The sequence below is a fragment of the Erwinia rhapontici genome, from assembly GCF_012271765.1.
Lineage (GTDB): Bacteria > Pseudomonadota > Gammaproteobacteria > Enterobacterales > Enterobacteriaceae > Erwinia > Erwinia rhapontici.
The window spans coordinates 663,033-678,338 of the sequence record NZ_VRKO01000010.1; the positions used below are offsets into that span (position 1 = coordinate 663,033).

12 protein-coding genes are annotated in these 15,306 nt (G+C 55.1%); 11 read left to right on the top strand and 1 reads right to left on the bottom strand.

Going from position 1 to position 15,306, the window contains the following annotated elements:
• Positions 1-137 precede the first annotated feature (137 nt).
• The 10 genes from FVB43_RS08275 to flhE all read left to right on the top strand — a co-directional run bounded on the left by FVB43_RS08275 (position 138) and on the right by flhE (position 12,238).
• On the top strand, positions 138-1,805 hold the full coding sequence (locus FVB43_RS08275; protein ID WP_133842138.1) for a methyl-accepting chemotaxis protein: 1,668 nt from the start codon (positions 138-140) through the stop codon (positions 1,803-1,805).
• Positions 1,806-2,010: 205 nt separating this feature from the next.
• Positions 2,011-3,690, top strand: a complete 1,680-nt coding sequence (locus tag FVB43_RS08280; protein ID WP_133841761.1) for a methyl-accepting chemotaxis protein — start codon at positions 2,011-2,013, stop codon at positions 3,688-3,690.
• A 106-nt stretch (positions 3,691-3,796) separates the two neighbouring features.
• Positions 3,797-5,353 carry a methyl-accepting chemotaxis protein gene (locus FVB43_RS08285; RefSeq protein WP_159336487.1) on the top strand — a complete coding sequence of 519 codons (1,557 nt, stop codon included), beginning with the start codon at positions 3,797-3,799 and terminating at the stop codon, positions 5,351-5,353.
• An 80-nt stretch (positions 5,354-5,433) separates the two neighbouring features.
• Positions 5,434-6,306 carry a protein-glutamate O-methyltransferase CheR gene (gene cheR, locus FVB43_RS08290; RefSeq protein WP_133841763.1) on the top strand — a complete coding sequence of 291 codons (873 nt, stop codon included), beginning with the start codon at positions 5,434-5,436 and terminating at the stop codon, positions 6,304-6,306.
• Positions 6,306-7,355, top strand: coding sequence for a protein-glutamate methylesterase/protein-glutamine glutaminase (locus FVB43_RS08295; RefSeq protein WP_062746328.1), 1,050 nt, complete (start codon positions 6,306-6,308; stop codon positions 7,353-7,355). The genes cheR and FVB43_RS08295 overlap by 1 nt, the downstream gene beginning before the upstream one ends.
• A 36-nt stretch (positions 7,356-7,391) precedes the next feature.
• Positions 7,392-7,781, top strand: coding sequence for a chemotaxis response regulator CheY (cheY, locus tag FVB43_RS08300; RefSeq protein ID WP_133841764.1), 390 nt, complete (start codon positions 7,392-7,394; stop codon positions 7,779-7,781).
• Between the two features lie 9 nt (positions 7,782-7,790).
• Positions 7,791-8,435, top strand: a complete 645-nt coding sequence (cheZ, locus tag FVB43_RS08305; RefSeq protein WP_133841765.1) for a protein phosphatase CheZ — start codon at positions 7,791-7,793, stop codon at positions 8,433-8,435.
• A 176-nt stretch (positions 8,436-8,611) separates the two neighbouring features.
• On the top strand, positions 8,612-9,763 hold the full coding sequence (gene flhB, locus FVB43_RS08310) for a flagellar biosynthesis protein FlhB (RefSeq protein ID WP_133841766.1): 1,152 nt from the start codon (positions 8,612-8,614) through the stop codon (positions 9,761-9,763).
• Complete coding sequence (gene flhA, locus FVB43_RS08315; RefSeq protein ID WP_133841767.1) at positions 9,756-11,846, top strand: flagellar biosynthesis protein FlhA; 2,091 nt, start codon at positions 9,756-9,758, stop codon at positions 11,844-11,846. The genes flhB and flhA overlap by 8 nt, the downstream gene beginning before the upstream one ends.
• Positions 11,846-12,238 carry a flagellar protein FlhE gene (gene flhE / locus FVB43_RS08320; RefSeq protein WP_159336488.1) on the top strand — a complete coding sequence of 131 codons (393 nt, stop codon included), beginning with the start codon at positions 11,846-11,848 and terminating at the stop codon, positions 12,236-12,238. Before flhA ends, flhE begins: the two co-directional genes overlap by 1 nt.
• A 106-nt stretch (positions 12,239-12,344) precedes the next feature.
• On the opposite strand, the gene argS is transcribed toward flhE, so the two are convergent.
• Positions 12,345-14,075 (bottom strand): arginine--tRNA ligase, encoded by a 1,731-nt coding sequence (gene argS / locus FVB43_RS08325; protein ID WP_167863765.1) that lies wholly within the window; start codon positions 14,073-14,075, stop codon positions 12,345-12,347.
• A gap of 662 nt (positions 14,076-14,737) precedes the next feature.
• On the opposite strand from argS, the gene FVB43_RS08330 reads away from it, so the two are divergent.
• Positions 14,738-15,304 (top strand): VOC family protein, encoded by a 567-nt coding sequence (locus FVB43_RS08330; RefSeq protein WP_159336489.1) that lies wholly within the window; start codon positions 14,738-14,740, stop codon positions 15,302-15,304.
• The last annotated feature ends 2 nt before the right edge of the window (positions 15,305-15,306 follow it).

The following is a 15,306-nucleotide window of genomic DNA, read 5'->3' on the forward strand; positions in this document are numbered from 1 at the left end:
CAACGATAATAAAACGTTTCATCGTGATGATTAACTCGACAGCCATATGACTGACTGGTTTTCTGATGTCTTTGCAACATAAAGATCTGAATGCCCCTGCCGATAACAGCAGCGTCAACTGGCTAATAAGGAACATTATGTTTAAGCGTATGAAGGTCGTCACCAGCCTGATTCTGGTTCTGGTGTTTTTTGGTTCATTGCAGTTAATCACTGGCGGTTTGTTCTTCCAGGCTCTCAAAGGCGATAAGGATAACTTCGCCGTCTCCCAACAGCTTCGTCTGCAACAGTCTGCCCTCAACCAGTCCTGGATCGCGCTGATTCAGGCGCGTAACACCCTCAATCGTTCGGGTATCCGTTACACGCTGGATGCTAACCGTGAAGGCATCAGCGATGGCGTTAAACAGCTGCTGGCCGATGCGCAGGGGCAGTTAACCCTTGCTGAACAGAACTATGCGCTTTGGAACTCCCGCCTGTCAGAAGAAGGGAAAACCGCCGAGAACGTGCAGGCCATTCAGCAGAATTATCAGATTTTGCATGACGCACTGAGCGAACTCATCCAGTTGATGAATGCCGGAAAAATTAACGAATTCTTCGACCAGCCAACCCAGGGTTATCAGGACGGATTCGCTCATGCCTATAACACGTGGCTGACGAAAAATGATGCACAGGCGGCAGCCGGGGCAGATGAAAATCTGCGCGCATACGGTCAGGCGGTGTGGGTCCTCGGCAGTGTGCTGATCCTCTCCCTGCTGATCATTTTCAGCGTCTGGACCGGTATCCGCCATATTTTGTTGCGTCCGCTACAGACCAGCATTGACCATATTCGTCGTATCGCCAGTGGTGATTTGACACGTCCGATCGCGGTGGAAGGGCGTAACGAAATGGCGCAGCTGGCTTCCAGCCTGCAACATATGCAGGACGAGCTGGTCAAAACCGTCAGCGTGGTGCGCGACGGATCGGATGCCATCTACACCGGGGCCAGCGAAATCGCTGCCGGTAACAACGACCTCTCATCCCGTACTGAGCAGCAGGCTTCGGCATTGCAGGAAACCGCGGCCAGTATGGAGCAGTTAACGTCAACGGTGAAACAGAACGCCGAAAACGCCCGTCAGGCCTCTCAGCTGGCACTCAGCGCGTCAGAAACCGCGCAGAAGGGTGGCAAAGTGGTGGATGGCGTGGTTAAAACCATGAATGACATCGCCGGCAGTTCGAAGAAGATTGCCGACATTATCAGCGTGATTGACGGTATTGCCTTCCAGACCAATATTCTGGCACTGAATGCGGCAGTGGAAGCGGCGCGTGCTGGTGAACAGGGGCGTGGTTTTGCCGTGGTGGCCGGGGAAGTGCGTAACCTGGCGCAGCGCAGTGCGCAGGCAGCGAAAGAAATTAAAGGGCTGATTGAGGATTCGGTGTCCCGTGTGGATACCGGCTCTGTGCTAGTAGAAAGCGCCGGGGAAACCATGAATGACATCGTCAGCGCGGTGACCCGCGTGACCGATATCATGGGTGAAATCGCCTCCGCGAGCGACGAGCAGAGCCGGGGCATTGACCAGGTCGGCACCGCCGTGAACGAAATGGACCGCGTTACCCAGCAGAACGCGGCGCTGGTGGAGCAGTCTGCATCGGCGGCTGCGTCACTGGAGGATCAGGCAAGCCGTCTGACGCAGGCGGTGGCGGTGTTCCGCATCAGCCGTCAGAGCAGTGCACCCTCCGTGGTGCTGAAACGGCCAGCGCTGACCGCTACAGCAAAACAGCCTAAGCTGACCGCGCCTTCTTCCGGCGACAGTCACTGGGAAACCTTCTGATAATCTGATCAACCTGAACAGCAGGTCGGGCATACCCGATTGATGACCGTTGTTAATACGGGTCGGGCATGCCCGACCCGTACATTTTGTAGGGGCGGGTCATGACCCGCCCGCTTCTTTCCCCGTTTATCTGCATTCGCTGATAAAGATCCCCGTGTAATTGCCGATAAATCTCTCAGCAGTAGCTATCCAATTGGGGAAAGGTATGTTTAAGCGTATGAAAGTCGTGACCAGCCTGGTGTTGGTCCTGGTCATTTTTGGTTCATTGCAGTTGATTTCTGGTGGCTTATTTTTCCAGTCTCTGAAAGGGGATAAAGAAAACTTCAGCCTGACACAACAGATTCGCCGGGAACAGGCCAATCTCACCTCTGCATGGATAGCTCTGGTACAAACACGTAATACACTCAATCGCGCAGCAACGCGCTATTTGCTGGACGATAAAGGGCAGGGCAGCGGTTCCACCGTCACTGACCTCGTCGCGCTGGCAAAAACGCAGCTGGCAACCGCAGAACAGCAGTTCAGTGAATATAACAAAGAGCTGCCACCGGATGTGCTCAACCTGCCGCATGTGCAAGGTGTGAACGAGAACTACAAGATCCTGCACGGCGCGTTAGTCGAGCTGATCCAGATGCTGACCAGCGGAGACTTTAAAGGTTTCGTTGACCAGCCCACCACCGGTTTCCAGAACGGTTTCGAAAAAGCCTATGACGTCTGGTTAGCCCATACCGACTCAATGCTCGCAGCGGGTTCGGCACAGAATGAGAGTGCCTATCAGCGCGCTATCTGGGTGTTGCTGGCAATTTTGCTCATCTCTGTGGTGATCATCGCGACCGTCTGGACAGGTATTCATCAGATCCTGTTACGTCCGCTGAAATCCAGCATCGACCATATTCGTCATATTGCCAGCGGCGATCTGACGCAGCAAATCGATGTGGAAGGGCGTAATGAAATGGCACAACTGGCGATCAGCCTCCAGCATATGCAACAGGAACTGATCAAGACCGTGAGCGTTGTGCGTGATGGCTCAGATGCTATCTACACCGGGGCCAGCGAAATCGCGGCGGGGAATAATGATCTCTCCTCGCGTACCGAAGAGCAGGCCTCCGCGTTGCAGGAAACCGCGGCCAGTATGGAGCAGTTAACGTCAACGGTGAAACAGAACGCCGAGAATGCCCGTCAGGCATCGCAACTGGCGCTCAGCGCGTCAGAAACCGCGCAGAAGGGCGGCAAGGTGGTGGATGGTGTGGTGAAAACCATGAACGACATCGCCGGCAGTTCGAAGAAGATTGCCGACATTATCAGCGTGATTGACGGTATTGCCTTCCAGACCAATATCCTGGCACTGAACGCCGCAGTGGAAGCCGCACGCGCCGGTGAACAGGGGCGTGGTTTTGCCGTGGTAGCGGGTGAAGTGCGTAACCTGGCCCAGCGCAGTGCGCAGGCAGCGAAAGAAATTAAAGGGTTGATTGAGGACTCTGTCGCCCGTGTGGATACCGGCTCTGTGCTGGTAGAAAGCGCCGGGGAAACCATGAATGACATCGTCAGCGCGGTGACCCGCGTGACCGATATCATGGGGGAGATCGCCTCCGCGAGCGACGAGCAGAGCCGTGGTATTGACCAGGTGGGCACCGCCGTGAACGAAATGGACCGTGTCACCCAGCAGAACGCTGCACTGGTAGAACAGTCTGCTTCTGCCGCTGCATCGCTCGAAGATCAGGCAAGTCGTCTGACTCAGGCCGTTGCTGTGTTCCGAATCCGTAAAGAAAATGTCATCGCGGCCGTTAATAACAACAGGGGCAAGGTTTCTCCTCTGCTGACACCGCCGCCAGCCGCGCGTAAAGCGCTGCCGCCGGGCAACTCAGACGATAACTGGGAAACCTTTTAAGCCGTTTACATGAAGTGATGTGATAAAGGGCCAGCCCGTTAAACGGGCGGCCCGATAAAAAGATTTTTTGTTGCCTGTATCAGGTGACCTTCCCGGGGAGTGTGCAATGTTAAGTCGTTTACGTATTTCTGGCACGATTATCGCTCTGCTCGGACTTTTTTGCCTGATGCAGATTATTGCCAGTGGGTTGTCCTTCAACTCGTTTCGTCTGGATGCAAACAACATTCATCAGGTCGAGATTAGCGGTGACCAGCGTGATGCGCTGGGTGAAAGCTGGGCGGCACTGCTCAGTGCCCGGGTGACATTAAGCCGTGCAGGAACGCGTGCAGCACTTAATCTGCCCCGCGAACAGGTCGTCAGCCTGATGACCAAAGCGCAAAGCGACCTCGATCTGGCCGACAAAGCGTTTAAAACATTCAAAGCCATCCCCGCCGTGACACCGGAAGGGCAGGCGTTAGAAAAAGAGATTGTTGCCACCTATGACGTTTATTACAGCGAGCTGGCGCAGTTGATCGCTTACCTGCAAAACAATCAATTGCAGGCGTTTCTCGATTCACCCACTCAGGGTAAACAGGATAAATTCCAGGTGCAGTACAGCCTCTGGATGAAACATATTGATGCGTTGCGTGACCATGCAGGGGACGCCAGTAAAGGCTTCTACTCACAGTCGAAGGTGATTTTCGTGGTCGCGGTCGCGCTGTCACTGCTGGTGACGCTGGCCGGACTGTGGTGGGCGAAGCAGGGGCTGATTGCCCCCCTGGCCCGCATGCGTAGCCATTTTGAACGTATCGCTTCAGGCGATCTGAACGGAAAAGTGGAGACCGGCGGTAGCAATGAGCTGGGCCAGCTCTTTACCAGCCTCCAGCATATGCAGCAGGCGCTGGCGTCCACCGTGCGTGATGTACGCGATGGTAGTCGTGCCATGCAGACCGGCATTCAAGAAATTGCGGCCGGAAACGATGACCTGTCAGCCCGCACTGAACAGCAGGCGGCATCGCTGGCGCAGACGGCGGCCAGTATGGAACAGCTGACGGCGACGGTCTCGGCTAACGCCGATAACGCGCGTCAGGCGTCAGATCTTGCCCGTGAAGCCTCAGGCACCGCCCATAAAGGCGGTTCGCTGACGGGCAATGTAGTCACGACGATGAACGCGATTGCGGGCAGTTCGAAGAAAATCGCTGATATCACCAGCGTGATTGATGGCATCGCTTTCCAGACCAACATCCTGGCCCTGAACGCCGCGGTAGAAGCCGCCCGAGCCGGGGAACAGGGACGTGGTTTTGCCGTGGTAGCGGGGGAAGTGCGTAACCTGGCTCAACGCAGTGCACAGGCTGCAAAAGAGATTAAGTCCTTGATTGAAGAGTCGGTAAGCCGGGTCGATCAGGGGGCGAAGCAGGTGGCCTCCGCCGGGGAAACGATGGATGAGATTGTCCAGTCGGTGAACCGGGTCAACGGGATTATGGGCGAAATCGCCGCCGCCAGCGATGAGCAGCGACGCGGTATTGAACAGGTTGCACTGGCTGTCAGCCAGATGGACCAGGTGACCCAGCAGAACGCCGCGCTGGTCGAAGAGGGCGCAGCGGCAACAGGCGCACTGGAATCACAGGCAGAATATCTGACGGCGGCAGTCAGCCGTTTCGCGCTGGATGAGCGTACAGAGTAAAGAGCGATCCTCAGGCCTTCAGGCTGGCGGGAACGAGACACCCTATTAATATCTTTATCCGCGCTTTGCAGGATGGCTACATGAAGAAATCGACGTTGTTAGCTCCACCGGAAAACGCAACGCTGCTGTCGCAGATGGTACAGCGCTTGCCGTTATCCGATACGCATTTTAAGCGTATCAGTCAGCTGATTTATCAGCGAGCTGGCATAGTGCTCGCCGATCATAAGCGGGAAATGGTTTATAACCGCCTGGTCCGCAGGCTGCGCACGCTGAATATCGATGATTTTGGTCGTTATATGGCGTTGCTGGAAAATGATCCTAACAGCGCTGAATGGCAGGCGTTTGTGAATGCCCTGACCACTAACCTGACCGCCTTTTTCCGCGAGGCGCATCACTTTCCGATCCTGGCAGAGCATGCGAAACGCCGTACTGGCAATTACAGCGTATGGTGTGCGGCCGCCTCGACAGGGGAAGAGCCTTACTCAATCGCCATGACGCTGGCCGAAACGCTGGGTACCGGTCCGGGTAAATTCCAGATCCACGCCAGCGACATTGATACGCAGGTGCTGGAAAAAGCGCTGGCGGGTGTGTACCGCCAGGAAGAGCTGCGTACGCTTTCGCCTCAGCAGCTGCAACGCTATTTCCTGCGTGGCACCGGTCCTCATGAGGGCATGGTGCGTGCGCGCCCGGAGCTGGCCAATATGGTCACCTTTGCCCAGCTTAATCTGCTGGCCAACGACTGGGCGTTACCGGGACAGTTTGATGTGATTTTTTGCCGTAACGTGATGATCTACTTCGATAAAGAAACGCAGGAGAAGATTTTACGACGCTTTGTTCCGTTACTGAAACCTGGCGGCTTACTGTTTGCCGGTCACTCAGAAAACTTCAGCCAGATTAGCAAAGAATTTTATCTGCGTGGCCAGACGGTCTATGGACTGACTAAGGAAAGATAATGAGTAAAATCAGAGTTTTATGCGTTGATGATTCAGCGTTAATGCGCCAGTTGATGACCGAAATTATCAACAGTCATTCCGATATGGAGATGGTGGCCTCGGCGCCGGACCCATTGGTCGCGCGGGATTTAATTAAACAGTTTAACCCGGATGTGTTGACGCTGGATGTCGAGATGCCGCGCATGGATGGCCTCGATTTTCTGGAAAAGCTGATGCGTCTGCGCCCGATGCCGGTGGTGATGGTTTCCTCACTGACCGGGAAAGGCTCTGAAATTACGCTACGGGCGCTGGAACTGGGGGCTGTCGACTTTGTGACTAAACCCTCGTTGGGTATTCGCGAAGGGATGCTGGCCTACAGTCAGATGATTGCTGACAAGGTACGCGCCGCTTCCCGTGCTCGTCTGCATACGCGTGGGCCACAGCCGGCCCCGGTGATGCTGAAAGCCGGACCGTTGCTGAGCAGTGAAAAACTGATTGCCATTGGTGCCTCTACCGGCGGAACCGAAGCGATTCGACATGTGCTGCAACCGTTGCCGGCGACCAGCCCGGCGCTGTTGATTACGCAGCATATGCCACCGGGATTCACCAAATCGTTTGCCGAACGTCTGAACAAGCTGTGCCAGATTACGGTGAAAGAAGCGGAAGACGGTGAGCGCATCCTGCCCGGACATGCTTACATCGCACCGGGAGCGATGCATATGGAACTGACGCGCAGCGGCGCGAACTATCAGGTCAAACTGAATGATGGACCGCCGGTTAATCGTCACAAACCGTCGGTCGATGTGTTGTTTAACTCAGTGGCGCAGTTTGCCGGTCGTAACGCCGTCGGCGTTATCCTGACCGGCATGGGTAACGATGGTGCTGCCGGACTGCTGGCGATGAATAAAGCCGGTGCCTGGACCATTGCCCAGAACGAAGCGAGCTGTGTCGTATTTGGCATGCCACGAGAGGCTATTGCCCTCGGGGGAGCCAGTGAGGTGGTGGATCTTCACCAAATCAGCCAGCACATGCTGGCAAAAATTAGCGCCGGACAGGCGTTGCGTATCTAACGCGGTCCTCGCGGGCTACACATTACGGGAGTAAGTATGGTAGATAAAAATATGCGGTTTCTGGTGGTCGACGACTTCAACACAATGCGTCGTATCGTCCGTAACCTGCTGAAAGAGTTGGGTTTCAACAACGTTGAAGAAGCAGAGGATGGTGTGGACGCGCTGAACAAGCTGCGTGCAGGCGGTTTCGACTTCGTGGTGTCTGACTGGAACATGCCGAATATGGATGGTTTGCAACTGTTGCAAACCATCCGTGCAGACGGTGCGCTGAGTAAGTTACCCGTACTGATGGTGACGGCAGAAGCCAAGAAAGAGAACATTATTGCGGCTGCGCAGGCGGGTGCCAGCGGCTATGTGGTTAAACCATTCACAGCGGCTACCCTGGAAGAGAAGTTAGGTAAGATCTTCGAAAAACTGGGTATGTAAGGAGCTGAGATGAACGCTATTCCGAAACCAAATGTTGATGCAGCTTCAGCGCAGGACATTATCTCTAAAATTGGTTCACTGACGCGCATGCTGCGCGACAGTCTGCGTGAGTTAGGTCTTGATCAGGCCATCGCAGAAGCGGCAGAGGCGATCCCAGATGCCCGCGATCGCCTTGATTATGTGATTCAAATGACCGGCCAGGCGGCAGAACGTGCCTTAAACTGCGTCGAGGCTGCACAGCCTCGTCAGACAGTGATGGAGAATGGGGCGAAGGCGTTGAAAGTTCGCTGGGACGAATGGTTCGAGAATCCTATCGAACTGTCAGATGCCCGCTCTCTGGTTTCGGATACGCGTGGTTATCTCGACGCGGTACCGGAACATACTGGCTTCACCAATGCTCAGCTGATGGAAATCATGATGGCTCAGGATTTCCAGGACCTGACCGGGCAGGTGATTAAACGTATGATGGATGTGATCCAGGAAATTGAGCGACAGCTGTTGTCGGTCCTCATGGAAAACATTCCAGACCAGAGCATGCGTGTGAAGAAAGATGCTGACAGCCTGTTGAACGGCCCGCAGATTAATGCGGCGGCCCCCAATGTGGTGGCAAGCCAGGATCAGGTTGACGATCTGTTGGACAGCCTCGGCTTCTGATAACAGGGGCAGAGCCTTTCTGCCCCTGCTTTAAAACGGTGTCCCGCCATCCTGTGCGGGCACTGTCTTTTCTCCATTCCGTAAATAACCCCCTATTTACACGTTTACTCGTGGCATTACCCCTGCGCGAATTTGGCATTCTACCCTCAGTCATTCCGTATTGAAGGTTTGCTACCGTGTCTCAGGATAGCGATGAGGAAAAAACAGAGTCCCCCACGGCCCATCGACTTGAAAAAGCACGAGAAGAAGGGCAAATCCCGCGTTCGCGCGAACTGACGTCTATTTTGATGCTGGTGACTGGCCTGAGTATTTTATGGGCGGGTGGTGAATGGATGGGACGCAAGCTGGGTGCACTGGTCGCGGATGGGCTGGTCTTCAATCATTCCGTGGTCAGTGATACCAGTCAGATGCTGCGTCAGATCAGCGATCTGCTGATGCAGGCGGTGATGGCTATTCTGCCGATGATGTTTGGTCTGGTGGTGATGGCGATTGCGGCACCGATGTTGCTGGGTGGCCTGGTCATCAGCGGGAAAGCCATCAAGTTTGACGTCGGCAAAATGAACCCGATTAAAGGGTTGGGAAAGATGATTTCTGCCCAGTCAGCCGCTGAACTGTTGAAAGCCGTGCTGAAAGCGGTGCTGGTTGGCGTGGTCGCCTGGATATATATCCATAACCACTGGGCTGAGATGCTGCATTTGATCAGCGAATCACCCGTGACAGCCCTGGCGGGCTCGCTGAATATGATTGCCATGTGCAGCATCCTCATTGTATTGGGGTTGTCGCCGATGGTGGGCTTTGACGTCTTCTTCCAGCTCTTCAGCTATTTTAAAAATTTACGCATGTCGCGTCAGGATATTACCGACGAACATAAGCAGCAGGAGGGTGACCCGCATGTTAAAGGGCGCATCCGCCAGCAAATGCGCGCCGCCGCACGCCGCCGCATGATGTCTGATGTTCCGAAGGCTGACGTGATTGTGACCAACCCGACCCACTATGCGGTCGCGTTGCAGTACGACGAGAAAAAAATGAGTGCACCGAAAGTGCTGGCAAAAGGCGCAGGGGAGATTGCCCTGCGTATTCGTGAAATGGGGAAAGAGCACCGTATCCCGATTTTAGAAGCGCCACCGCTGGCACGTGCGCTCTATCGCCACAGTGAAATTGGTCAGCATATTCCCGGGACATTGTACGCAGCGGTTGCTGAAGTGCTGGCCTGGGTCTGGCAACTCCGCCGCTGGAAAGTGGAAGGGGGGCTGATCCCGAAGAGACCTGTTAAATTGCCAGTGCCGGACGCGCTGGACTTTGCTGGAGAACAAAAATCTGATGGCTAATCTGGCCGCTAAACTGCGCTTACCGGGCAACATGAAAGATACACAGTGGAAAGTCCTTGCCGGACCGATACTGATCTTGCTGATCCTGTCGATGATGGTGCTGCCGTTACCACCGTTTATCCTCGATCTGTTGTTTACCTTTAACATTGCCCTGTCGATTATGGTGCTGTTGGTGGCGATGTTTACCCAGCGCACGCTGGATTTCGCCGCCTTCCCGACCATTCTGCTGTTCTCCACATTACTACGTCTGGCTCTGAACGTGGCCTCGACGCGTGTTATTTTGATGGACGGCCATACCGGTGCGGCTGCTGCGGGTCAGGTTGTTGAAGCCTTTGGCCACTTCCTCGTTGGTGGTAACTTCGCCATCGGTATCGTGGTGTTTGTCATCCTCGTGATTATCAACTTTATGGTTATCACCAAGGGTGCCGGGCGTATTGCGGAAGTGGGGGCGCGCTTTGTCCTCGACGGGATGCCGGGTAAACAGATGGCGATCGATGCCGACCTGAATGCCGGGCTGATTGGTGAAGAGGAAGCGAAAAAACGCCGTTCTGATGTGACCCAGGAAGCCGACTTCTACGGGTCAATGGACGGTGCCAGTAAGTTTGTTCGTGGTGATGCCGTCGCCGGTATCATGATCATGATTATCAACGTGATCGGCGGCCTGCTGGTGGGGATTCTCCAGCACGGTATGGATGCCGGTCATGCAGCCGAAACCTATACGCTGCTGACCATCGGTGACGGTCTGGTTGCTCAGATCCCCGCGTTGGTGATCTCCACCGCGGCGGGTGTTATCGTCACCCGCGTCGGCACCGATCAGGACGTCGGCGAGCAGATGGTCAGCCAGCTGTTTAATAACCCGCGCGTGATGATGCTGAGTGCCGGTGTTCTCGGCCTGCTGGGCCTGGTACCGGGCATGCCCAATCTGGTGTTCCTGCTGTTTACTGCTGCGCTGCTAGGCCTGGCCTGGTGGATACGCGGTAAAGAGATGAAGCCGAAAAGCGCTGCGGCCCCGCAGATGTCCATGACCAAACAGCCGGAAAGTGCGGCCAGCGTCGAAGCCACCTGGGGTGATGTGCAGCTGGAAGATTCGCTGGGGATGGAAGTGGGCTATCGCCTGATCCCAATGGTGGACAGTGCACAGGATGGCGAGTTGCTCGGCCGCATCCGCAGTATCCGTAAGAAATTCGCCCAGGAAATGGGCTTCCTGCCACCGGTGGTTCATATTCGTGACAACATGGATCTGACCCCGGCACGCTACCGTATTCTGATGAAAGGGGTAGAGATCGGCAGTGGTGATGCTTATCCGGGCCGCTGGATGGCGATCAACCCGGGGACGGCAGCGGGTTCGCTGCCGGGTGAAGTGACCGTTGACCCGGCCTTCGGGCTGGAAGCGATCTGGATTGACAGTGCGCTGAAAGAGCAGGCGCAGATTCAGGGCTTCACCGTGGTGGAAGCCAGTACCGTGGTGGCCACCCACCTTAACCATCTGATTGGTCAGTACGCCAGTGAGTTGTTCGGTCGCCAGGAAGCGCAGCAGTTGCTGGATCGCGTGACCCAGGAGATGCCGAAGCTCACTGAAGATCTGATCCCTGGCGTGATTACCTTGACCACCCTGCATAAAGTGTTGCAGAACCTGCTGGCTGAACGTGTCTCTATCCGCGATATGCGGACGATTATTGAGACGCTGGCGGAGCATGCGGCGGTGCAGACCGATCCGCAGGAGCTGACCTCAGTGGTCCGTGTGGCGTTAGGCCGTGCCATTACGCAGCAATGGTTCCCGGGCAATGGCGAAGTGCAGGTTATCGGGCTGGATACCACGCTGGAACGTCTGCTGTTGCAGGCCTTGCAGGGCGGTGGCGGTCTGGAGCCGGGTCTGGCTGACCGTCTGCTGGCGCAGGCGCAGACGGCATTGCAGCATCAGGAAGGGTTGGGTGCACCGCCGGTGCTGCTGGTGAACCATCCGCTGCGTGCACTGCTGGCGCGCTTCCTGCGTCGTTCGCTGCCGCAGCTGATGGTGATTTCCAATATGGAACTGACGGACAACCGCAATATTCGTATGACGTCAACGATTGGTGGCCATTGATGAAAGTGATGCTGTGGTTGCTGCTGACGTTGCCCGGCCTGTCGATGGCGGCTGAGGGCGGCTGGCATGCCAGCGCCACAGGTCCGTCACTCTCTAATCGTGGTGTGCAGGCGTCATCACGCCCGCTCACGCCACCAGAACCGGTGACCGGCGTCATGAGTACGGTAATATGGCGCTATACGCTGACGGCTCCCGCACCCGCCGGGCTGCAGGTTCGTCTGTGTTCAGAAAGTCGTTGCGTGCCTGTGGAAGGGGGCAGCGGCAGTACTCAGGGCCTGACCAATGTGGCCGCCGGAGAGACATTACGCTTTATTTATCAGGTTGAAGGTAAAGGGCGGGTGTTTCCGGTGCTGCATGTGCTGAGTAATGAAGTGATGGTGAATTACCAGTAATCATCAGAGCAGAAGGGGCGGGCATGCCCGACCCCTACGAGGATTTATGTCGGGGCCAGGCTCCACCGATCCCCGTAGGGGCGAGGCACGCCTCGCCCGAAAAGACTTACATCCGCTCTACGGTTTCAATCCCCAGCGTATCCAGCCCCTGCTTCAGAGTTTTCGCCGTTAACAGCGCCAGACGCAGACGGCTCTGTTTTGTTGCGTCATCGTCGGCGGTCAGGATAGGGCAGTGTTCGTAGAAGCCTGAGAACAGACCCGCCAGATCGTAAAGATACGCACACATCACGTGTGGCATCCCGTCGCGCGCAACCTGAGTAATGGTTTCTTCAAACTGCAACAGGCGTACTGCCAGCGCGGCTTCACGATCTTCAGCGATCGCGGTCGTGCCGCTGATGCCGTGCTCATCGATGCCTGCTTTGCGGAAGACGGACAGCACACGCGTGTAGGCATACTGCATATACGGTGCGGTGTTACCTTCAAACGCCAGCATGTTGTCCCAGTCGAAGATGTAGTCGGTGGTGCGGCTTTTCGACAGGTCGGCGTATTTGACGGCACCGATACCGACGATGTTGGCCAGTGCTTTCAGCTCATCGGCAGGCATATCCGGGTTTTTACCGGCAACCAGCGCCGTTGCGCGTTCAATGGCTTCATCCAGCAGGTCGGACAGCTTGATGGTGCCACCAGCACGGGTTTTAAACGGCTTACCGTCTTTACCCAGCATCATGCCGAACATGTGGTGTTCCAGTGGCAGGGACGCCGGTACATAGCCCGCTTTGCGCACGATAGTCCAGGCCTGCATCAGGTGCTGATGCTGACGTGAATCGATGTAATACAGCACACGGTCCGCTTTCAGCGTCTCGTAGCGATATTTCGCGCAGGCAATATCCGTTGTGGTGTAAAGGTAGCCGCCATCCTTTTTCTGGATGATCACGCCCATCGGTTCGCCTTCCTTGTTTTTATACTCATCAAGGAACACAACGGTGGCGCCTTCGCTCTCTACCGCCAGACCTTTGGCTTTCAGGTCAGCAACGATGCCCGGCAGCATATCGTTATACAGGCTTTCACCCATCACATCGTCGCGCGTCAGGGTGACGTTCATACGGTCATAAATCAGCTGATTCTGTGCCATGGTGATGTCGACCAGTCGCTTCCACATCTTGCGGCAGTATTCATCGCCGCCCTGCAGCTTAACGACATAACCGCGTGCGCGCTCGGCAAAGGCCGGGTCTTCATCGTAGGTACGTTTGGCTTCACGGTAGAAGACTTCCAGGTCTGCCAGCGCGATCTCTTCGTGATTCTCGTTCTGCTGTTTCTCAAGGAACGCAATCAACATACCGAACTGGGTGCCCCAGTCGCCAACGTGGTTGGCACGGATAACGTTATGGCCGAGGAACTCCAGCGTACGCACTGCCGCATCCCCGATGATGGTGGAGCGCACGTGACCCACGTGCATCTCTTTCGCCACGTTCGGTGCAGAGTAGTCAACTACCACGGTCTGCGGCTCCACAGCGGCCACACCCAGTTTCGGGGCGGCCAGCACGCTGTCGATCTGTGCAGACAGCCATTCAGGTGCCAGGAAGATATTGATAAAGCCCGGCCCGGCGATCTCAACTTTTTTGGCAATCCCCGTGAGATCCAGCTGCTCCAGCACTTTTTCGGCCAGTTGTCGTGGCGGCATACCCAGGGTTTTGGCCACGGCCATCATGCCGTTGGCCTGATAATCACCAAACTGCACTTTTGCCGACTGACGCACCTGAGGCTCGCAATCTGCGGGTGCTCCCACTGCGATCATCGCCTGACTGACTTTTTCTGAGAGAAGGGCCTGAATATTCACCGAGTTACCTTAATTTTTTTAAACCCACACGCAGAGGTGCAGGCCATGGTCTCGACGCCGCCGCATTCCGGGGGACATTCACCCAGGGTGGCAGCGCCTAAAAAAGAAGGGGAAAAGTATACTGCATTTAGGAACAAGTTATCCAGGAACCTGAGCCCCTGGATAACTTGTGTTTTGCGCGCGGGAAAACAGTGCTGTGAGGCTGTCTTCCACGGAAAGTCAGATTAGCGGCGACGTTGCGGGCGGTGGGGACTTGCCACCGTCGTTTTTCCGTTCCGTACCTTCCAGTGGCGTACAATCGCCAATCCCATCATCGCGATCAGCACGGCGACAAGTAATAACATAAGCATTAAGCTTTTCCTTGTGTTGATGGTCGGGATAAATCTATAAGAAAGCAGAATAGCCTACAATGCACCCCTAATGATTTAGGAATTGTCGCATTGTATAAATTTAACTAAACTAAAACATAAAGTTAAAGGCCATTTTCTAAAAAAATCACTGGTACTGAACCACCAGATGCTGGATGAAATGTTTTCTAAGCGGGCAATTTATATGAATAATTCCGATGAAATGCTAAGTTTCTATTCCATTATCTGGTCTGTAAAATCATATGCTTTAAGTGAAAATGATAAGTGAAATTACTGTAAATGAAGGGTTTTGAGATGTTATCCATAAACAATGCAGAAGAATTAAGCGATTTAGCTAATGATTTACCGCGTTTTTTACAATCCCTTTACCAATTGGCTGAGCGATTAAGCCTTGATCTTGATGTTCTTGAGGTTGATCACATTGCGGTCAGATGTCACCAGAACACCACCGCAGCGCGGTGGAAACAGGGGTTTCTGCGTTGCGGTTCGCTGTTTTCGGAAAAAGAGATTGCCGGACGTCCCGTCGCCCTGTTTGAGCTGGCTACACCGCTGGACGTGGGCCTGTGGAAGATCGGCGTGGTGGAACTCCCCTGGCCAGGGCAGCGGCTTTATCGCCATGAAGGCTGGGAACATGTCGAAGTGGTTCTGCGCGGCGACGAAGAGACGCTCGGCGCACGTGCTCTGGCGTTGATGGGTGACGAAGGCCTGACACAGCAGGGAATTTCGATTAAAACCAGTGCACCAAAGGGTGACGGCGAACGCCTGCCTAACCCAACGCTGGCGGTAACTGACGGGCAGGTGACCATCAAGTTCCATCCGTGGAGCTTGAAAGAGATCGTCGCCAGTGAAGTGGACCGTTAAAT